This is a genomic window from Roseateles rivi (assembly GCF_043555845.1).
Taxonomy (GTDB): Bacteria; Pseudomonadota; Gammaproteobacteria; order Burkholderiales; family Burkholderiaceae_C; genus Roseateles; species Roseateles rivi.
The window spans coordinates 741944-761596 of the sequence record NZ_JBIGHZ010000001.1; the positions used below are offsets into that span (position 1 = coordinate 741944).

Genomic DNA, 19653 nt, shown 5'->3' on the forward strand with positions numbered 1-19653 from the left:
CAGTGGCAAGGGGGGCACCCCGCAACTGAAGACCTGCAGCTGTAAGACTTATCGGAACCCGGCTATACGCCGCTTAGAAGCCCATGAGTTTGCTCAGGATTTAGAAAGTTTCCCATTCATCGCTGTCGTGGGCTGTGGGCGCAGGGGCGCTGGCTGCTGCCGCTTTGCCTGCGTGGGAGGTCTTGGTGGCGTGAGCGACTTTGGAGATGGTCTGGCTGGCCAGCACTTTGGGCGGTGTGCTGGCGGCGCTGGGTGCGCGCACCGGGCTGGGTGCAGAGTGTCGGGCTGGGGATGCCGCCGCAGCTGGGGCAGCAGCGCGGCTGTCGGTCTGGCTGAGCTTGAAGGCGGCCACAGCCTCGACCAACTGAGCGGCTTGCTGCTTGAGGCTTTCGGCCGCCGCGGCACTTTGCTCCACCAGCGCGGCGTTTTGCTGCGTGGCCTTGTCCATTTGGTTGACCGCCTCGCCCACCTGCGCCACGCCGGTGCTTTGCTCGCGGCTGGCGGTGGAGATCTCACCGACGATGTCGGTGACGCGGCGGATGGAGCTGACGACCTCGTCCATGGTGCTGCCCGCGCGGTCCACCAAGGCTGTGCCTTGCTCGACGCGCTCCACGCTGGCGTTGATGAGGGATTTGATTTCCTTGGCGGCCTCGGCCGAGCGCTGGGCCAGCAGACGCACCTCACCGGCCACCACGGCGAAGCCGCGGCCTTGCTCACCGGCGCGAGCGGCTTCGACGGCGGCGTTGAGCGCCAGGATGTTGGTCTGGAAGGCGATGCCGTCGATGACGGTGATGATGTCGGCAATCTTCTTGGAGCTGTCGTTGATGCCGCGCATGGTGTCCACCACCTCGGCCACGACCTGACCGCCTTGAAGCGCCACTTGCGAGGCACTCATGGCCAACTGGTTGGCTTGCTGGGCGTTGTCGGCGTTGTTGCGCACGGTGGAGCCCACTTCGTCCATGGTGGCGGCGGTTTGCTCCAGCGCGCTGGCTTGTTCTTCGGTGCGCTGCGACAGGTCGGCATTGCCCATGGCGATTTCGGCGCTGGCCGTGGCCACGCTCTCGGCGTTGCTGCGCACGGACTGCACGGTGTCGCGCAGCTTGCTGCGCATGTGCTCGAGCTCGCTGAGCAGCAGCGCGGTCTCGTCCTTGCCCTTGGCGTGGATGGGCTGGGTGAGGTCGCCTTGCGCCATACGCTTGGCGTTGTCAACGGCGAGGTTGACCGAGCCCGTGACATTGCGGCTGATCAGCAGACCCAGGCCGACGCCAGTCACCAAGCTCACCAACACCAGGGCGGCCGAGAGGTTGCGTGTTGAGGTGTAGGCCTTGAGGCTTTCCTCGGAGAGGCGTTTGGCGTTGTCTTCTTTGCGCTTGGACAGAACGGTCATCAAGTCGTCGACCTTGTTGACCCGGGGTGCGAACTCTTGGAACAGGTAGGTGGTGGCCGCGTTGTCATTGCTGAGTGGGGCGCCTTGGACTTTCTCGCGCAGGCCATGCGCGATTTTTTCGTACTCTGCCCAAGCCTCGTCGAGTTTGGCAAAGTCTGCCTTTCCTGCTGGGCTTCTGAAGCGGTTTCGTGCGGAGTCCAAACTGCCTTTGATCTTGTTCAGGTTCGCATCCAGGCTGCGCATGGATTTTTCGCGCCCCTCTGGGGTGGAGGAGAGCAAGGCGTTGCGCAGGTCTCGCCCGATGTAGAGCAGGTCGATGTTGGCTTCTTTGATTTCTGACAATCCCATGGTCTCGCGCTCATACAGCTGGTATGCGGCGTCGCTCAACTTGCCCGTGTTGACGATCCCCAGAATGCCCAGGGCGGCACCAAAGACGGCGACCAATACGAAACCCACCACCAATTTGGTGGCGATGCGAAAGTTTGACAACTGCATGTTTGAGCCTTTGAGAAGAGGGTCGTTTTGATGGCAGCGCCGACGGGTCTACACAAATCTATAGTGCAGTGCAGCTTGCACCCGTGGAGCCACGCTTTGATAGCTGTTATATCGGCAGGCCTCTTCCATGCATGGGCCGAATTGGGCTGACAATCGCTGGCATTGCCCACATTTTTCGCGGATGTGAGAACAATGCACGCCGCGCCGCACGTGTCGCCATTGCCTTTGGGGCCAACCTGCCATGCATCACAGTCCGAGCCCCGATCTGAATTTGCAAGTTCGCTTGGCGTGCCGCCCCAAAGGGCGCCCGGTGTTGGCTGACTTTCAATTCACCTCGGAGCCCTTGCCCATTCCAGCTGATGGTCAGCTGCTGGTGCGCCATGAGTGGCTCAGCCTCGATCCCTATATGCGCGGACGCATGGCCGACACCCCCAGCTACGCCCCGCCTCTGGAGTTGGGGGCGGTGATGTTGGGCGGCACCGTGGGGGTGGTGCAGGCTTCCAAGCATTCGAACTATGCGCCCGGCGATTTGGTGCTGGGCATGGGCGGCTGGCAGGCTTACAGCTTGGCGGATGCTCAAGGGCCTGCCGCACCGCTCAAGCTGGAGCGCTCTGAAGTGCCCGCCTTTGCCTACCTGGGGGCGTTGGGCATGCCGGGCATTACGGCCTGGTATGGGCTCACCCAGCTGTTGCGCCTGAGCCCCGGCCAGACGCTGCTGGTCAGCGGTGCGACGGGGGCTGTGGGTTCGGTGGTGGGGCAGCTGGCGCGCGCGCGCGGGCTGCGCGCCGTGGGCTTGGCGGGCGGTGCCCATAAGTGCGCGCACGCGGTGCAGCAGCTGGGCTATGAGGCCTGTGTGGACTACCGCGATGGGCCCGACGCCATGCTGCAAGGCCTCAGGCAGGCCTGCCCGGATGGTGTTCAGGGTATTTTTGAAAACGTGGGGGGCGCTTTGCTGGACGCGGCCTTGCAGCTGGCCAGCCCCCACGCACGCATTGCGCTGTGCGGCGCCATGGCTGGCTACAACGGCGAGCCCATACCGCTGGCCGCGCCGCAGCTGCTGCTGACCAAGCGCATTGGGCTGCAGGGCTTCATCATCACCGAGCATTTGCCGCTATGGCCGCAGGCCCGACAGGAGTTGCTGGCGCTGTGGCGGCAAGGGCAGTTGCAGCAGCACAGCACCATCGTGGACGGGCTGGAGCAGGCCCCGGAAGCTTTTATAGGCATGCTGCAGGGCCAGCACCTGGGCAAGCTGCTGGTGCGTCTGACTTGATTCGCGGCGGGCGCGGCTTCTGGCACACTGCGCCGCCCCAAGACCCCGCACCCCTGAAGACTGGACGGCCGCCGTGCAAGAAGTAGCGTTTAGCCCCACCCCCGAAACACCCGCCGCCGCGCCCCATGCCGTGGTCATTGGCGCAGGCCCTGCAGGCTTGATGGCCGCCGAGCGTCTGGCCGCCAGCGGCTGCCAAGTGGATGTGTACGACGCCAAACCCTCGGTGGGGCGCAAATTTCTGCTCGCGGGCAAGGGCGGGCTGAATTTGACCCATTCCGAAGCCCGCCCCCGGTTTGACGAGCGCTACGGCGCGCGCAGCGCCGAGGTGGGGCACTGGCTGGACCGCTTTGACGCGCAGGCCGTGCGCGACTGGGCTGCTGGACTGGGCATTGAAACCTTTGTCGGCAGCTCTGGCCGGGTGTTCCCTCAAGACATGAAGGCTGCGCCCTTGCTCAGAGCCTGGCTGCAGCGCCTGCGCGCCCAGGGTGTGCGCCTGCACATGCGTCACCGCTGGACGGGCTGGTCGAGTGACGGCGGCTGGCGTTTTGACAGCCCGCAAGGGGAAGTGGTGGTGCAGGCGCAAGCCGTGGTGTTGGCGCTGGGCGGCGCCTCTTGGCCGCAACTGGGCTCTGACGGCGCTTGGCTGCCCCTGCTGCAAAGCCGTGCCGTGGAGGTGGCGACCTTGCGCGCTGCCAACTGCGGTTTTGACCTCGGGCCACGCCGCGCCGACGCCCCAAACCCAGGCTGGTCTGAGCTGTTTGCCCAGCGCCATGCGGGCGCACCGGTGAAGTCGGTGGTGCTGCACTTCGAGAGCCCATCCGGGGCTCGCTTTGCACGCCAGGGGGAGTTTGTGATCACCAGCACTGGCATCGAGGGCTCGCTGGTTTACGCCGCCTCGGCCCTGTTGCGAGACGCCATCGAAGCGCAGGGCCATGCACTCATCCACCTCGACTTGCTGCCCGCGCGCGATGCGGCCTACGTGGCCCAGCAAGTGGTGCACCCTCGTGGCTCGCGCTCCCTCTCATCCCACCTCAAAAGCCGCCTGGGCTTGGACGGGGTGAAGGCCGGACTGCTTTATGAAGTGCTCAGCAAGAGCGACTGCGCTGACGCGGCAACCTTGGCGCAAACCATCCATCGCCTGCCGCTGCGCCTGCAGGCCGCACGCCCGATTGCCGAGGCCATCAGCACGGCAGGCGGGGTCAAGCTAGAGGCGCTGAGCGCCGACTTGATGCTGCAGGCTCTGCCCGGCGTGTTTGTCGCGGGCGAAATGCTCGACTGGGAGGCGCCCACGGGGGGCTATCTGCTGAGCGCCAGCCTGGCCAGCGGTGTGGTGGCCGGTGAGGGCGCTGCGGACTGGTTGCAAAAGGGGCAGCGGAGGCTCACGTAACTGGTCCTGGGGGCAAATACAGGCATGTCGGCCGTTTGCCACCCTCTGCCCCCAACCAAGTGGGTTCACGTCGGGAACTTGTTGAGGCTTTGGCTGTCTGTGTCAAAGTCCACACTCCTGTGGCACCACAAGCTGCTGGTTGGGAGGATTGCCAGATAAGGACCTCCAGCTGACGTGACTGCTCCAATTGAAAAGGCCTAGAGATGATCGAAGCAATGACCGCCAATTCCCCCTCCCTGTTGAAAGTCTCCGTCATTGCCCTTGCGTTGACGCTGACGGCATGCGGCAAATCCGATGGTGAAAAAAAGGCCAGCCAGACGGCGGTCAGGGTCAACAGTGAAGAGGTGACGGTTCACCAAATCAACTATGTGCTGCAGCGCCAGCAGGGCATTCGGCCCGAGCAACAAGAAGCTGCAACCAAGCAAATTCTCGAGCGCTTGATCGATCAAGAGCTCGCTGTGCAAAAGGCGCAGGACCTCAAGCTCGATCGCGACTCCAATGTGGTTCAGCAGGTCGAATATGCCAAGCGCGAGATTCTCGCGCGCGCTTATGCCGAGAAAATCAGCCAATCGGCGTCCAAGCCCAGCGCTGACGAAGTAACCAAATACTACGACGCTAACCCCGCTCTCTTCAAAGAGCGCCGCGTCTACAACTTCCAGGAAATTGGTATTGAGGCCAATGCTGAAAAGCAAGCCGCTGTGCGCGACAAGCTGCGCCAAGCCAAGTCAATCCAGGAGTTCGTCGAGTACCTCAAGGCCGAGCAAATTCGTTTTGGTGTGAATCAAACGGTGCGGCCCGCTGAACAGCTGCCACTGTCCAGCGTTGAGTCCATGTCCAGACTGAAGGATGGCGACTCCATCGTCAATTCCACCGCCAATGGTTTGCAGGTGCTGCACTTGGCGGCCTCTAAAGTCCAATCCATCACACTCGAGCAAGCCAAGCCCGCCATTGAGCAGTTCCTGCTGAATCAGCGTAAAGGCGAGCTGATGAAGGCTGACATCAAGCAGCTGCGTGACAGCGCCAAAATCGAATACATCGGCAAATTCAAAGAAAACGCAAGCGCAGCCCCTGGCGCGGAAGCTCCAGCCAAGGCGCAGCCAGCCGCGCCGGTGGCCTCTGCTCCCAAACCTAACGCATTGGATGCTGATGCCGTCAGCAAGGGCTTGGGAATCAAGTGAACTTCCGAATGAATATGCAACGTCAACTGACAATATTTTCGGTGATCGCAGCATTGGCGTGCGCGTCATACCCAACCGCTGCCCAATCTTCGGACAAAGGTGGCAACGGCGCTCGGTCAGCTGCCAAGGTAGAACAGACCAAGGAAGCCACCCCTGAATACCGTATTGGCGCAGGAGACGTCTTGCGCATCTCGGTGTATCAAAACCCTGACCTTCAGCTTGAGGCTCGGGTTTCTGAGTCCGGCATCATCTCCTACCCCCTGCTGGGGAATGTTGTGGTCGGTGGCATGAGCACCAGCCAAGCAGAAAAAGTGCTGACCGATGGTTTGAAGGCGGGGAACTTTATCAAAAATCCCCAGGTCACCATCTTGATTCTGCAAGTTCGCGGTAACCAGGCCAATGTGCTCGGGCAAGTGGGACGTCCTGGACGATATCCCCTGGAGCAGGCGGAAAATCGGCTGACAGATCTGATCGCAACAGCTGGCGGCATCATTCCATCCGGCAGTGATGTAATTACTGTAAGCGGTGATCGGGATGGTAAGCCATTTTGGATTGAGATTGATATCAATTCGATTTTCGAGCGCGGAGGCAAAGGGCTGGATATCACCATCAAAAACGGTGATGTGATTTGGGTGGACCGCTACCCCCTTGTGTATATCTACGGGGAAGTGCAGCGCCCAGGACCCTTGCGGTTGGAGCGGGGTATGACTTTGATGCAGGTGTTGGCCTCTGGCGGTGGTGTCAGTGCGCGGGGCACAGTCAATGGCATCAAGGTGCACCGCAAAGATGCCTCAGGAAAAGTCGTCGTCGTTGAACCAAAAATGGACGAAATCCTGAAAAACGGTGATGTCGTCTACGTCAAAGAAAGCTTGTTCTGAGGTGCGACGATGAATTTGCAGCAATTCATAAATATTCTCAAGGCCAGAAAGCTAGCGTTCTTGTTAGTGCTGCTCGGTATTGTGATACCGGCGGTTCTGGTCAGCTTTTTGCTGCCCAAGCGCTACACCGCGGTAGCCAGTGTGGTGCTTGATGTAAAGCCTGACCCAATTACTGGCTTGAGCATGCAATCGATGATGACTTCATCAATGATTGCCACTCAGGTTGATATCATCACCAGCGACAGAGTCGCACGTCGCGTGATCAAAGGCCTGAAGCTGGAAGAAAACCCAGCATTGCGTGAGCAATGGCGTTCCGAGACCGATGGCGAAGGCGAATATGAAACATGGCTGGTAGAGCTGTTTCAGAAGAACCTTGACGTCCGACCATCGCGTGAATCCAGCGTGATCAATATTTCCTATCAAGGTGCGGAACCACGCTTCGCAGCCGCGCTTTCGAATGCATTTGTGCAAGCCTACTTGGACACGGTTTTGGAATTGCGTGTGGACCCGGCACGTCAGTACAGCACATTCTTTGATGCCAGAGCAAAAGATGCTCGTGACGCCCTAGAGCGTGCCCAAACCAAGCTCAGTGCATTCCAGCGTGAAAAAGGTGTGGTGATGACCGACGAGCGCATGGACGTCGAGACACAACGCCTGAATGAATTGACGACCCAATTGGTCGCCATTCAAGCCATGTCCGCCGACTCTGGCAGCCGCAATGTGCAAGCCCAGGGCGGAGCAGCCGAGAAAATGTCTGAGGTCAACAGCCACCCTGTTGTCGCAGGTCTGAGGTCTGATCTCACGCGATTGGAAGCGAAATACAAGGAAATGTCCTCGCGCCTGGGCGAATCGCATCCCCAGATTCAAGAGCTGTTGGCAAACGTCAATGAGCTGAAGGCTAGGCTGTCGACTGAAGTTAAACGTCTTTCTGATGGTGTTTCGGTAACAAACACCATTACCAAGCAACGCGAAGCTCAGGTTCGTGCCGAGTTGGACGAGCAAAAAGCCAAGGTTTTGAAACTCAAGCAGGTGCGCGACGAAGGCATGCTGATATTTCGTGACGTCGAGGCAGCTCAGCGTGCATACGATCAAATTCAGCAACGTTTGACGCAAACCAGTCTAGAGAGTCAGGTGACGTCGAGCAACATCAGCCTTTTGACGCCAGCCACTCCTCCTCTTATTCATTCGTTCCCGAAAATTACATTGAATATTGCGCTCTCTGTAATTATTGGTGCACTTTTTGGGGCAGCTGCAGTCATCGGCTTGGAGTTGAAGGATAGAAAAATCAGAGACACGGCTGATCTGACGGCCTTGTTGTCGATGCCAGTGCTTGGCGTGCTCCCCTGTGGCCAAGAGGTGTTGGCCAGTCCAAAGCGAACTGGCTTGATTGGGATGGCTGCAAACAGCGAAGCTCGACCCGCTTGAATATCTTCAGATGGCCAATATGAAAAATAACACACAAAGTTCAGCTAGCGATGTTAGGGACCGATCAATTGGCAACATCATTGCTGAGGCAAATAAGTTGTCTCCTGAGCAGGTCGGATTGATACTTGAGTATCAAAAGAGCCATGGCGTCCGGTTCGGTGAAGCTGCAGTTGCGTTGGGTTTGGCCAAGGGGGAGGACGTTCTTTGGGCGCTCAGCCAGCAGTTTCATTACCCCTACGCAACCGGAGGGGAGAACAAACTGGGGGAAGAGCTTGTGTTGGCACACAAGCCATTTAGTCACCAGGCTGAAGCGATTCGAACTCTGCGTAGTCAGCTTAATATGCGAATCTTCACGCCTGATCAACCAAGGCGGGCAGTTGCAATCGTTAGCCCTGAGAGTGGCGACGGAAAAACATTCTTCGCGGCAAATTTGGCAATTGCTTTTAGCCAAATTGGGGGGCGAACCCTGCTGATTGACGCAGACATGCGAAACCCCCGGCTCCATCATATCTTCAATATTGATATGCAAGGAGGCTTGTCAGGGATATTGTCAGGTCGTGCTGAAAGCGGCGCCATTCGGGCTATTTCTGATCTTCCGAGCCTATTCTTGATGCCCGTGGGTACAGTGCCGCCTAATCCCACAGAGCTGCTGGAGCGCCCGGCATTTGGTTTGTTGATGCAAGAATTGGTTAATAAATTTGACTATATTTTTGTTGATACACCTGCGGCTGAGTTTGGCTCTGACTATGCCGTGATCGCAGCCCGGTGCGGAGCATCCCTCACGATTGTGAGGAAAAATCATTCCCGTGTTGATTCTCTCAAGGGAATGAACACCACCATTGCAGCAGGGGCCTCATTGATGGCTGGGGTGGTTCTGAATGAACATCGATAAGCAATTGCTAAAGACCAAGCTTGGCGAGCTATGGGACAGTGACGATGGTTTGCATTTGTCCCTATTGCTTGCCGCCATGGGTCTTGCGCTGGCGTATGCGCCGACGTTCTATGACTTGTTCAACGGAATTTGGGCGACGGATGAATATGGACATGGTCCCATTGTCTTCGCTATCAGCTTGTGGCTGTTGACCAAGCGAATTGAGAAAATCAACGAAATTCCTAGCACCCCCCATTTCCGCTGGCAGGGGTGGATGCTTGTGTTGGTCTCCGGTATTTTGTTTGCCGTTGGTCGTTCGCAGGGCATCTTGCTCTTTGAAGTGGGCTCTTTAGTGCTCAGTCTGTCGGGCGTGCTGTTGGTGTTTTTGGGTTGGCGCGGCATTGTGGTCATGGCCTTCCCATTGTTCTTTATGCTGTTCATGATCCCACTGCCGGGTGCGCTTGTGGACATGTTGACCCAGCCCATGAAAACAGCAGTTTCCTATGTGGCTGAAATAATCCTCCGCGGCTTTGGTTACCCGGTGAGTAGAACGGGTGTCGTGTTGGAGGTGGGGCCTTATCAATTATTGGTGGCTGATGCATGCGCCGGCTTGCACACTTTGTTCACGCTGGAAGCCCTGGGGCTGCTCTATCTGAATGTCGTGAAACATTCTTCCTTGATGAGGAATATTTGCCTTGCAACCCTGATTGTGCCTATTAGTTTTACTGCGAATGTGATCCGGGTCCTTGTTTTGACTTTGATTACATATCATTTTGGAGATGAGGCGGGGCAAGGGTTTTTGCATACATTTGCAGGTATGGTTCTGTTTTTGAGTGCGTTGGGTTTGATTATTGTTGTTGATACATTCTTGAGATTTGGGGCGAGGAAAATTTCCGCGCGTTGATGATGCGCTTGTAATATAAGTATACAAAATATGCGAGCAAAAAATTTACGCTATGTTGTTGTGCTCTGTGCACTGTTCGTGGGCTTTCATGTTGTTTCCTATTTGGTTACTCCGAGGGTTTTTCGGAGTGATGTTGAAGGTGTTTTGGATTTGAAGAATACTATTCCTGAGAAATTCGGGGATTGGCAGGTTGATCAATTTGTTGGTGCGATTGTTGTTAACCCTCAGCAGGAGGAGGTGTTGCGTCGCATCTATAGTGAAACTTTGAGCCGAACATATATTTCAAAATCCGGTGCCCGTGTCATGCTCTCCATTGCCTACGGCAAAGATCAACGCGATGGCATGCAGATGCATTACCCAGATGTTTGCTATCCGGCACAGGGGTTTAGAGTTGAGTCTCTTTCCAGTGCTGATATTTCTGTTGCTGGCCGAGTGGTTCCTGCTCGGCGGATGTCTGCGGCACTGGGTTCCAATCGGAATGAAAAAATTACCTATTGGTCGGTGGTAGGGGAAACATCAGTCCGGTCTGGTGTGGATAAAAAGGTAGCCGAGATGTCGCACACCTTTTCTGGCGTGATCCCTGATGGCTTGTTGTTCCGCGTGTCCAGCGTCGGTTCTGACGCGGCGCGGGAATATGCACTGCAAGAGCAGTTTTTGAATCAGCTGTTCGGGTCTGTCGATCAAGGCGTCATTCGACGATATTTGGGGCGTGGCGTTTGATGATTCGGGTGAGCTGTGAAGTCTGCTGATACGCTGCGCGCCAAGAAGGGCCTTAAATCAATCGTCATATCAAAGCCGTTATCTGCATTTGCTGGGCTGGCGACATTATTTCTTTTGTCGCGATATGTTGATAAGGTTGAATATGCCGCCTACTTTGCTGTTTGGGCCAGTGTAGAAATTATTCTAATAATTTCTCAGTTTGGATTGATGCACATTGGGTATCGATATATTCGATCAGAGGTTCAGGCCGACGGACGAATTGTGATTGATGGCCCGGTGCGTGAGACTGTTGTACTCCGTACCTTCAGTCTATTTTCTGTCGGGGTGGTCTTTTTTGTTGTTTTTGGTGCGACCGTTTTTTCGGAATTTTCGTCGATCGGCCCCTTGTATTTGAGTGCTGCCGTTGTGGTGGCTGCCTCTCTGGAGGGCGTACTGCGGCACTGTGAGTTGCTACTGGATTCAATGATGAATCAGTTGGCTGCTCAAATATCTATGTTGATCCGAACGCTGACAAGGCCGTTCGGATTTTTTTTGTGCTATGCATTTGGCCACCTCTCGATTCAAACTATCCTGATAGTCGAGCTTGTGGGGCTTTTGGCTTCTTGTGCCTATTTGATGTATGTCTATCGAAGCCTGATGCCGGATTTGGTACGAAGGGTTGCCTATCAGAAGTCAGAGATTGTCGAGATGGTGAAGTTTGCAATGCCGGGATACTTGGCCCAATTGGTTGGGTTGCTCTCTGGTGCCGACATGATCAAGGTGGTCCTGAGTTCAGCCAATCAATCACAAGCAGTTGCTGAATTTGGCTTTGCGCTCTCTCTGGCCCTGATGGTGCAGCGGTATTTGCCAATTTTCGTTTTTGGTGGTGTTATTCGCCCGGTGTTTGTCCGCGTTGGTGGCGGGGAGACTTCGGGTGGGTATGGGCTTTGGTCGCTGGTTGGGCTTGTCAGCAAGCTAAATGTGCTTTTGTGTGGTTCTATTTTGGTGTTCTTTGCGGCCTTTGGGGTTGGATTTGTTGGGTTTGTTTCTGATGGGAATTTTGTAAATTCCTATTTGGCAATATATGTGCTGCTGTTGGGTGTGCTTGTTTTGGGATATCAGGCTACTATTTCGGCATATGGGGTTGCAGTGAACGACACGCTGCCCGTATTTTGGGGCTCAATTGCTGCGGCGCTGGTGATGCCTGTGTTTGTGTACGTTGTGCTAAATCTTGGAGCAGTTGGTGCTGCCTTGGCTTGGCTGGCGGGCTTGGTGGCCAGTACTGTGGTTGCCATGTATGTGTTGAGACGCACATTTGGAGTGGGCTTTGCGGCGGTTGCTAAATTCGTGGCTGTTCCCATGGTTCCCGTTGTGCTGTCTTTGGTAGTGGCGGCGTTTTCAGGGGTTCCCGTTGTTGGAACCTATGTCGCAATTATTGGTCCGATTTTTTGGGTCGGATATTTGATATTCGGACGCTTTTTTTCCGCAGCCGATTTGGACTATATGAAGCAGGTGGTCCGGGCCAAGTAGCAGGGGGCGGCTGCCAGGGCCGCTCCAGCTGCGCTGGAGGCTGACGGGCTGCCTTCATTCTGGAGCGAGGGGAGCGTCTGGGCCTTTGGCAGGCGCCACATGTGCTGCAACACTCTGCTCAGGGTGTGGCGAAAGCGCCAGTTCAAGCGCGCAGATGGGCTGCGCGAACGCATTCCTGGGGTTCATCATTTGCCCGAATGATGCCCAGTATTTCACGAAATTTTCCGGGAGTATCAGCGTCCCCCATCTTTGGAGGCTTCTCAAAGATCAGCGGCTCACTAGCATGAGCTCTGTCTTTGCCGACAAGCGGTCATCTCGTACGGTGTCCGTTATGCGAAAACGACTTTCTGTTGGGTTGTTTTCTTGTCTGGAATCTTCCTTAAATGGGCAAATAATGTCTTTCATTAACTCGCAAATTCGCATTTCTGGTGAGCTGATTTCTGTTGCCAATCACTATCGAAAAAGCCTGAGCTCTCGAATTGCGCTGACTACGCTGGTGCGCGGTATTCGAGTGCTTTTTCGGCCCTTTGCGCAGCAGCGCTTGAATGACATTCCTAGCTACCGCGAATATGTGTTGGGCACGCCAGCGGCGCTGCAGCATGTGAGTTGTAAAAAATATGTTTTCAAGGGCTTGAGTTTGGATCAGCGTTTTGAACGCGCGTGTGATCATTTCAAGTTCGAGAATGAGTTTTTGTCAAAGCAATTCCTGGCTGACGTTTATGGCGGGAAAGAGCTTGTTGTCTGGCAGGAAGAGGTTGAAGGTCGGACGCTGAGTGTGATCATTCGAGCCTGTTTGGCCTACATGCCAGAAGGTAACTACCGCATGAGCTTGTGCATCGACGGAAAACCGGTGCACAACATGTCCTTTTCTTGGTTCAAGGATGAGGACGGTGGCATGGTGCCCTTTGTCGCGCGCAACCAGGGTCTGTGGAAGAGCGAGCCCGAGCCGCTGGAGTGGTTCGAGGCCATGTATCCGAACAACTCACCGTCCTACTTCTGCTACGCCGCGCTGCAGGGCATTGCGCAAGCCATTGGGGCGCGTCGGGTGCTGGCGGTCAAAGGCATTCAGCAGTACTGCTACGACGATGAAAAGGCAGAGCGTGTACAGCGTTTTGTCAAAACCTACGACGAGTTCTGGAAACTCTTTGGCGGCGAGGAAGGCACGAGCGGGCACTTTGAAATTCCCGTGCCCTTCTACCTGAAGCCCTTGTCTGAAGTGACGCCCAAGCACCGCAAGCGCTCGGCCATGCGGCGCGCGCATTGGGCGCGGATTGAGGAGGGGGTCTGCAGTGGCCTCACACAAATGTTCCGCCAGTCCCCCAAGCCTGCCAGCGCTGTTGTGCAGGCCGTTCCTGCCGTCCATGTGCAGGACTTCTCTGCAGAGGCTGCGCTGACGGCCTATTGAAGCGCTGCGGGGCTCAGCGAGCCCCGAGCTTGCGCATGCGCTCAGCTGGGCTGGGTGCCTGCGGGCCCTGGCTCAGCAGGGCTTCCAGCGCGGCCACGTCCTGTGGGCCTTGGGATAGCACTTTGGCTCGCTGCAGCAGCGTGAAGCCGTCGCCACCCCCGGCCAAGAAATTGTTGACCGTCACACGGTAGCGCTGGCTCTGTTGCAGCGGGGAGTCCTGAATGAAGACCGAACCCGGCAGCACACGCTGACCGATGGGGCGCTGCGCATCCCAGGTGTAGCGCAGGCCCTTGGAGGGCTGCAGCGGCACGAAGCGGTCGGTGCGCCACTGCTGTTCCAGCACCTCCAGCAACTCAGCACCGCTGAGTTCCAGTGTGAGCAGTTTGTTGCCGAAGGGCTGCACGCTGTAGATGTCGCCAAAGCTCACGCTGCCATCTTCACGCGGCAGAAGGTCGGCACGCAGGCCGCCGGGGTTGGTGAAGGCGATGTGCGCACCTCCGCTTTGTGGCGCCTGCGTGGCGGCCAGGGCGGCGTCGGCCACCAGTAGACCCAGAGCGCTGGAGCCCGCAGCATCTTGCTCGCGGCTGAAGGGGGCGCTGATGTGCCCCACACGGCGTTGCATCTTGGGTGCAGCCAGGGCCTCGTAGCGGGCAATCAGCGCGGTCTGTTGTGGATCTTTGGCGAATTGCTCACGTTTGACCACGAGGTTGTGCGCCTTGGCTTGCAAGACTTCTCCGCTCTTGCGGTCCAGTTGCAGGTCGATTTCGGTCAGCATGGCGCCATAAGGGCTGCCGCTGGTGAGCAGCTTGCCCTGCAGCTGGCAGCTGTAGGCGCGGTGGGTGTGGCCGCTGATGACCACGTCGACAGCGGGGTGCAGGCGCTGCACGATGTTGACAATGGCGCCCGACAAATCCGGGCATTCGTTGGGCCCGCCGCTGGTTTCGCCGCCTTCATGCACCAGCACCACAAAGGCTTGCACGCCTTGGCGCTGCAGCAGGGGCACCAGGGCGTTGACGGTGTCGGCCTCGTCCTCAAAGCGCAGGCCCACCATGTTTTCAGCCAAAGACACACCCGGTGTGCCCTTGAGCGTGAGCCCAATCACGCCGACCGGCACGCCCTCGAAGTGGCGCACGGCATAGGCCGGCAGCACGGTTTTGCCGCTGTCCGCATAGCGGGTGCTGGCTGCCAGGTATTGAAAGCGCGCACCGGCAAAAGGCTGGGGGCCGCTGCAGCCTTGTTGGGGGTGGCAGCCGCCGTTTTGCTTGCGCAGCAACTCGGCCAAGCCGTGGTCGAACTCATGGTTGCCCACAGCCGCCAAATCCAAACCCATGAGCGAGAGCGACTCGATGGTGGGTTCATCGTGAAACAGCGAGGACAACAGCGGGCTCGCGCCGATGAGGTCCCCTGCGGCCACAAACAAGTGATTCGGGTTCTTGGCCTTGAGCTGGGCCACCGCGGTGGCCAGGTGCTCGGCGCCTCCGGCGGGCACTGACACCCAGTGGCCGGGGCGCTCAGCGTCGGGCATGCGCAGCCCACCCGTGGGCGCTTGCAGATTGCCGTGGAAATCGTTGATGGCCAGCAGCTTGAGCTGCAGCGGGGCGGGTGTGGCTGCCGTCTTGGGCTCGGGGACGGAGGCGCAGGCCGACAGCAACACGGCCAAGGCCAGTGGCAGAGCCCGCTGCCATGCGCTTGCTGGGCGCACTCGGGCAGCGTGGTGGGCGGGCGACGGGCGAGCAGCGGGCGAGGTCTTTTCCATGACTGGCGAAGTAAGGGTATGGAGGGCGTTGGCGCGAGTGTATGCAACGCCATCGACGGTGTTTTGACATCCATTTGACGGGTTCAAACCGGTTTGTTTCGCGCATGGTCAGGGGCGCTGCGGCGATACACCTATGCCTTGACGATTTGCCTATCGCACGCCCTGCGTGCCTGGGCTGGTTTCAAGACGGGGTTTCGAATGACTGATATTGCCAGCGCCGCTGCTGCGGCGCGCTTGCACGCCGTGTTGCAGCACGCACCCACGGCCATGGCCTTTGTGCGGGATGCGCATTACCAAGGCATGTCTGAGCACTGCCGCCGCTTGCTGGCCTGGGACGACGCCCATGCCGCCGAGGGCGCGCCCCTGCAAAGTATGTTCCCCAGCAGTGGTGCGTTGCAGCAGTGCATGGAGCGTTTGGCCCAGTGCCTGGCACAGGGCATTCCTCTGCGTGCGGAGCTGGAACTGCAGCGCCATGACGGCTCGCGCTTCTGGGCCGATGTGCAGGCATGGCCGGTATCGCCCGAGGATGTATCGACCACGCTGTGGGTGTTGCACGACGTCAGCGAGGCGCGTGCCCTGCGCATGCAGCCCAACTGGATTGCCCGCCACGATCCCGTGACCGAGCTGGCCAACCGCCGCGAGTTCGCGCGCCGCCTGACCGACCACGTGGGCAGCCGTCGGCGCGAGCCGGTGTCCGTGCTCTACATCGACCTGGACCGCTTCGCGCGCATCGTCGACAAGCAAGGCCGCGAGGTCTCTGACCACTACCTCAACGAGCTGGGCCAGCTGCTGGTGCGCACCTTCCGCACCTCAGACCTGGTGGCGCGGCTGGATGCTGACCACTTTGCCGTGCTGCTGCCCAACTGCGACCAGCACTTTGGCGAGCTGGTGGCGCAAAAGGTGCGCAGTGCCATTGCCAGCCACCGCTTGCACTGGGGCCTGCACCGCGACCGCATCACTGCCAGCGTGGGTGCCGTGCAGGTGCAAGGGGCGCTGGACACGGTGGAAGCTGTGCTCGGCGCGGCCGAACTGGCCTGCACCGAGGCCAAGGCCGCAGGCGGCAACTGCGTGCGCCTGTTCGTGCCCGAAGGCAGCTACGACGAAATCACCAGCAAGCTGTAAACAACGCCAAAGGAATGCTCATGCTCTTCAGCTACGACCACCAGGGGCACCACGTGTCCATCGAAGTCACGCAAACCCTCAGCGGGCGCTGGACTTGGTATTGCTCGGTCGACCACCAAGCGCCGCAGCGCGCCTGGGGCAGCTTGTTTGACAGCGCCGAGCTGGCCGAGCTCGACGCCATGGATGCCGCCGAGCGCATGATTCAAGAAACCCCTCAGCTCATGCAGCACTTGCACGCCCTGCAGCAGGCTGCCACGGCCAGCACAGCGCACACTCCGCAGTGAAGGTGGGTGCGCCGGTGCGCCTTGGGCTCAGCGGGTTGAGCGGCCGAGCTTGCCCTTGAGCAGCGGTTGCACCACACCCACGGCCAAACCTGTACCCAGCAGCACCACCGCGCAGCCCAAGGCCATGCGCAGGGTGAAGGGCTCGTGCAAAAGCAGCGTTCCCCACAGCAGGCCAAAGACTGGGATCAAGAAGGTCACTGACATCGCCACGGGCGGGCTCACCACCGCCAGCAGGCGGAAAAACAGCACCAGGGCCAGGCCCGTGCACACCCAGGCCAGGGCCGCTACCGCGCCCCATGACGCCAGCGAGGGCCACTGCGCCGGCCAAAACCACGCCGTCGCTGGCAGGAGCGCGAGTGCCGCAAACAACTGGCTGCCACCGGCCACCGTGAGCGGTGGCAGCTGCCCCAAACGCTGCTTGCCGTAGAGCGCGCCCAGCCCGTAGAACAGCGCGGCCAGCAAACAGGCCAGCACCGCCCAGCCCGAGCCGCCGGCTTTGAAACTGGCCTCAGGCGCGCCCAGCACCACCACGCCCACCAAGGCCAACAACATGCCCAGCACCTGGCTGGCGCGAATCTGCTGCCCCAGAATGACCCAGGCCAGCACCGCGCCCCAAATTGGCGTGGTGGCGTTGAGGATGCTGGACAAGCCCGCCGTGATGGACTGCGCCGCAAAGGCAAAACACACAAAGGGAATGGCCGTGTTCATGAGTCCCATCAAGGCCAGCGGCCCTGCGTGCTGGCGCAGCACCGAGAGCTGACCGCGCCAGGCCAGCAGCGGCACCAGCAGCATGGCGGCTCCGGCCACCCGCACACCGGCCAGGGCCAGCGGTCCGAACTCCGGCACGCTCACGCGCATGAACAAGAAACTGCTGCCCCAAATCGCTGCCATCAAAAGCAGGCTGGGAAGGTGTTGCAAAGGACTCAAAGCGTCTCCAATTCCATGGCCGCGTCAGCGCCAAGAGCGCCTTCCCACTGCAGCAAATAGCGCTTGCGCGCCAACCCCCCGGCATAGCCCGTGAGCTGCCCTTGGGCTCCCACCACGCGGTGGCAGGGCACGAGCACGCTCCAGGGGTTGCGCCCCACCGCTGTGCCCACGGCGCGCGCGCTGCTGCCCAGTGCTGCGGCCAAAGCTCCGTAGCTTAAGGTCTGCCCCGGTTGGATTTGGCGCAGCGCCTGCCACACCCGCTGCTGAAATGCGCTGCCCCATGGCGCCAGGGCAGGCCCCGCTGGCAGCGCGGCAGCGGGAGCTTCGAAATAGGCCTCGAGCCACGCGCGCGCGGCCTGCAAATGCGGGTGTTGTGGCGCGCTGGGGGCATCAATGGGGCCGGGGTGATGGGCTTGCCCATCAAACCAGAGCCCGACCAAGCCCGTGTCTGAGCAGACGGCGCTGAGCTCGCCCAGCGGGGTGGGAATGCGGCACTGGGCGCGCCACAAAGCGGTGGGGTGGGGCATGGAACTCCTTGTCAGCGGGGCGCTGCGGGGTGGGTGGCCGCGGCGCTGGCATGGTGCCAGGTGTGCATGACGGCATAGCTGCGGTAGGGGGCGAGGGCGGTCGACCAGCGCTGCAGCGCGGCGGCGCTCAGCGGCTTGGCGGGGTCGGGGCTGAGCATGCGGCGCAGCACCAAGTCGCCGCCCAGGAATTGATCGGGCCAGCTCCAGCCGCGCATCAGCATGTACTGCGCTGTCCACGGGCCTATGCCCGACAGGGCGCAGAGCTGGTCCTGCGCCTGCGCCACGCTGCCTTCGCCGCGGGCGTAGTGCAGTTGGGGCCAGGCTTGCGCCAAGCTGCGCAGGGCCTGCGCGCGCTGGCGCAAGATGCCCTGGGCCACCAAGGCGTCTTCGCCCACGGCCAGCAGCTGCTCGGGGCTGGGAAAGCCGTGGGTGATGGACGGTGCCTCGGCCCAGGCCGCAGCCCCCAGGGGCGTGGCGCAGCACTGCACCAGGCGCGAGGCCAGGGTGCGCGCTGCCGCCACGCTCACCTGCTGCCCCAGCACCGCGCGCACGGCCAGCTCAAAGCGGTCCACACAGCCCGGCAGGCGCAGGCCCTCGGGCGCGCACAAGTCTGCAGGCAGGGCTGCTTGCAGCGTGGTGGCCACGGCTTGGGGGTCGGCGTCCAGGTCCAGCCACTGGCGCACCAGGGGCAGCACCGTGGCCGCGGCGCCCAGCAGCGCGGCGTCCAGCTGCAGCTGCACCTGGTGGGCACCGCTGGCTGCTGTGGCTTTGGGGGCGGGCCAGTGCACTTGCAGCACGCCGCTGATGAGCTGGCCTTGGTGCAGCACGCGCAGGCTGCGCTGCACGCGCCTTGCGGCCACGTCCACGCACTCCACGCCGGGAATGGCGCGTGCCGCCAGGAACTGCAACAGCGCTTGCACCGCATAGGGCGGGCGGTAGGCCAGGGGCAAGATGGGCGAACCCGCCAGGGCCGAGCGCGGCGCGCGGCGCAGCTGTGCGGGCGTCACGCGGTAGTGCGCCACCACGGCGGCATCCAAACGGCGGCGGCTGCCAAAGCCTGCGGCCGCGGCCACGTCCTCTAAGGGCAGGCCGCTGTCGGCCAGCAATTGCTTGGCCAGCAAGAGGCGCTGGGTGTGGATGAGCTGCTGGGGCCCCACGCCATAAGCGCGCAGCAGCAGGCGCTGCAAATGCCGCGCCGACACCCCCAGCTGCGCCGCCCAAGCCGCCACCGTGGGTGCTTTGTCATGCGGCTGCTGCAGCCAGGCCAGGGCTTGGTGGGCCAGCGTTTGCGAGGCGTCCATGGTGCTCCAGCGCTGCGGGCGCGGGGCCAGCTCGGGGCGGCATTTCATGCAGGGGCGAAAGCCTGCGGCCTCGGCCTGCGCGGGGCGTTCGAAGAATTCGCAATGCTCGAACTTGGGCGTGCGCACGCGGCAAATGGGGCGGCAATACACCCCGGTGGTGCGCACACCGACGAACCAACGCCCGTCAAAACGCGCATCGCGGGCCAAGAGCGCGGCATAGCAGGGGGTGGCTTGGAGTGGCATGTCGCCATGGTAGGGCGCGCAGCGCCTGGCGCTTGGACCTTATCGGACCTGTGATTTCCCCTGC

Annotated in this window: 17 protein-coding genes; 12 read left to right on the forward strand and 5 right to left on the reverse strand. The window is 60.1% G+C overall.

The window, feature by feature from the left end:
• Nucleotides 1-100: 100 nt before the first annotated feature.
• Nucleotides 101-1882 carry a methyl-accepting chemotaxis protein gene (locus tag ACG0Z6_RS03345; protein WP_394458645.1) on the reverse strand — a complete coding sequence of 594 codons (1782 nt, stop codon included), beginning with the start codon at nucleotides 1880-1882 and terminating at the stop codon, nucleotides 101-103.
• A 241-nt stretch (nucleotides 1883-2123) separates the two neighbouring features.
• Between ACG0Z6_RS03345 and ACG0Z6_RS03350 the strand changes: the two genes are divergently transcribed.
• From ACG0Z6_RS03350 to ACG0Z6_RS03395, 10 genes are all read left to right on the forward strand, one after another.
• Nucleotides 2124-3152: an NADP-dependent oxidoreductase gene (locus ACG0Z6_RS03350; protein ID WP_394458646.1), complete on the forward strand. Its 1029-nt coding sequence runs from the start codon at nucleotides 2124-2126 to the stop codon at nucleotides 3150-3152.
• A gap of 73 nt (nucleotides 3153-3225) precedes the next feature.
• Nucleotides 3226-4539, forward strand: coding sequence for a TIGR03862 family flavoprotein (locus tag ACG0Z6_RS03355; RefSeq protein WP_394458647.1), 1314 nt, complete (start codon nucleotides 3226-3228; stop codon nucleotides 4537-4539).
• Nucleotides 4540-4754: 215 nt separating this feature from the next.
• The gene (locus ACG0Z6_RS03360; protein ID WP_394458648.1) at nucleotides 4755-5717 is read left to right on the forward strand and encodes an EpsD family peptidyl-prolyl cis-trans isomerase; all 963 of its coding nucleotides are present in this window, start codon (nucleotides 4755-4757) and stop codon (nucleotides 5715-5717) included.
• 8 nt (nucleotides 5718-5725) lie between these two features.
• Entirely contained in the window at nucleotides 5726-6595 is an 870-nt protein-coding gene (gene epsE / locus ACG0Z6_RS03365) for a polysaccharide export protein EpsE (RefSeq protein WP_394458649.1), read from the forward strand.
• 9 nt (nucleotides 6596-6604) lie between these two features.
• Nucleotides 6605-8020, forward strand: coding sequence for a chain length determinant protein EpsF (gene epsF / locus ACG0Z6_RS03370; RefSeq protein ID WP_394458650.1), 1416 nt, complete (start codon nucleotides 6605-6607; stop codon nucleotides 8018-8020).
• Nucleotides 7983-8912: a polysaccharide biosynthesis tyrosine autokinase gene (locus ACG0Z6_RS03375; protein WP_394458651.1), complete on the forward strand. Its 930-nt coding sequence runs from the start codon at nucleotides 7983-7985 to the stop codon at nucleotides 8910-8912. The genes epsF and ACG0Z6_RS03375 overlap by 38 nt, the downstream gene beginning before the upstream one ends.
• Nucleotides 8899-9795: an exosortase B gene (gene xrtB, locus ACG0Z6_RS03380; RefSeq protein WP_394458652.1), complete on the forward strand. Its 897-nt coding sequence runs from the start codon at nucleotides 8899-8901 to the stop codon at nucleotides 9793-9795. The genes ACG0Z6_RS03375 and xrtB overlap by 14 nt, the downstream gene beginning before the upstream one ends.
• Nucleotides 9796-9825: 30 nt before the next feature.
• The gene (epsI, locus tag ACG0Z6_RS03385; protein ID WP_394458653.1) at nucleotides 9826-10515 is read left to right on the forward strand and encodes an exosortase-associated protein EpsI, B-type; all 690 of its coding nucleotides are present in this window, start codon (nucleotides 9826-9828) and stop codon (nucleotides 10513-10515) included.
• A 15-nt stretch (nucleotides 10516-10530) separates the two neighbouring features.
• Nucleotides 10531-12024, forward strand: a complete 1494-nt coding sequence (locus ACG0Z6_RS03390; protein ID WP_394458654.1) for an oligosaccharide flippase family protein — start codon at nucleotides 10531-10533, stop codon at nucleotides 12022-12024.
• A 394-nt stretch (nucleotides 12025-12418) separates the two neighbouring features.
• A complete protein-coding gene (locus ACG0Z6_RS03395) occupies nucleotides 12419-13429 on the forward strand; it encodes a DUF535 family protein (protein ID WP_394458655.1) in 1011 nt (336 codons plus the stop codon).
• A 13-nt stretch (nucleotides 13430-13442) separates the two neighbouring features.
• Here ACG0Z6_RS03395 and ACG0Z6_RS03400 read toward each other — a convergent pair whose 3' ends face one another.
• Nucleotides 13443-15185, reverse strand: coding sequence for a bifunctional metallophosphatase/5'-nucleotidase (locus tag ACG0Z6_RS03400; protein ID WP_394458656.1), 1743 nt, complete (start codon nucleotides 15183-15185; stop codon nucleotides 13443-13445).
• Between the two features lie 198 nt (nucleotides 15186-15383).
• On the opposite strand from ACG0Z6_RS03400, the gene ACG0Z6_RS03405 reads away from it, so the two are divergent.
• Nucleotides 15384-16307, forward strand: a complete 924-nt coding sequence (locus ACG0Z6_RS03405) for a GGDEF domain-containing protein (RefSeq protein WP_394458657.1) — start codon at nucleotides 15384-15386, stop codon at nucleotides 16305-16307.
• Between the two features lie 20 nt (nucleotides 16308-16327).
• Complete coding sequence (locus ACG0Z6_RS03410; protein WP_394458658.1) at nucleotides 16328-16591, forward strand: hypothetical protein; 264 nt, start codon at nucleotides 16328-16330, stop codon at nucleotides 16589-16591.
• 27 nt (nucleotides 16592-16618) lie between these two features.
• On the opposite strand, the gene ACG0Z6_RS03415 is transcribed toward ACG0Z6_RS03410, so the two are convergent.
• Genes ACG0Z6_RS03415 through ACG0Z6_RS03425 form a run of 3 tightly spaced genes read right to left on the reverse strand, consistent with a single transcriptional unit; the run spans nucleotide 16619 to nucleotide 19589 of the window.
• A complete protein-coding gene (locus ACG0Z6_RS03415) occupies nucleotides 16619-17518 on the reverse strand; it encodes a DMT family transporter (RefSeq protein WP_394458659.1) in 900 nt (299 codons plus the stop codon).
• Nucleotides 17515-18045 (reverse strand): methylated-DNA--[protein]-cysteine S-methyltransferase, encoded by a 531-nt coding sequence (locus ACG0Z6_RS03420; RefSeq protein WP_394458660.1) that lies wholly within the window; start codon nucleotides 18043-18045, stop codon nucleotides 17515-17517. The genes ACG0Z6_RS03415 and ACG0Z6_RS03420 overlap by 4 nt, the downstream gene beginning before the upstream one ends.
• Nucleotides 18046-18056: 11 nt before the next feature.
• On the reverse strand, nucleotides 18057-19589 hold the full coding sequence (locus ACG0Z6_RS03425) for a DNA-3-methyladenine glycosylase 2 family protein (protein WP_394458661.1): 1533 nt from the start codon (nucleotides 19587-19589) through the stop codon (nucleotides 18057-18059).
• Nucleotides 19590-19653 lie beyond the last annotated feature (64 nt).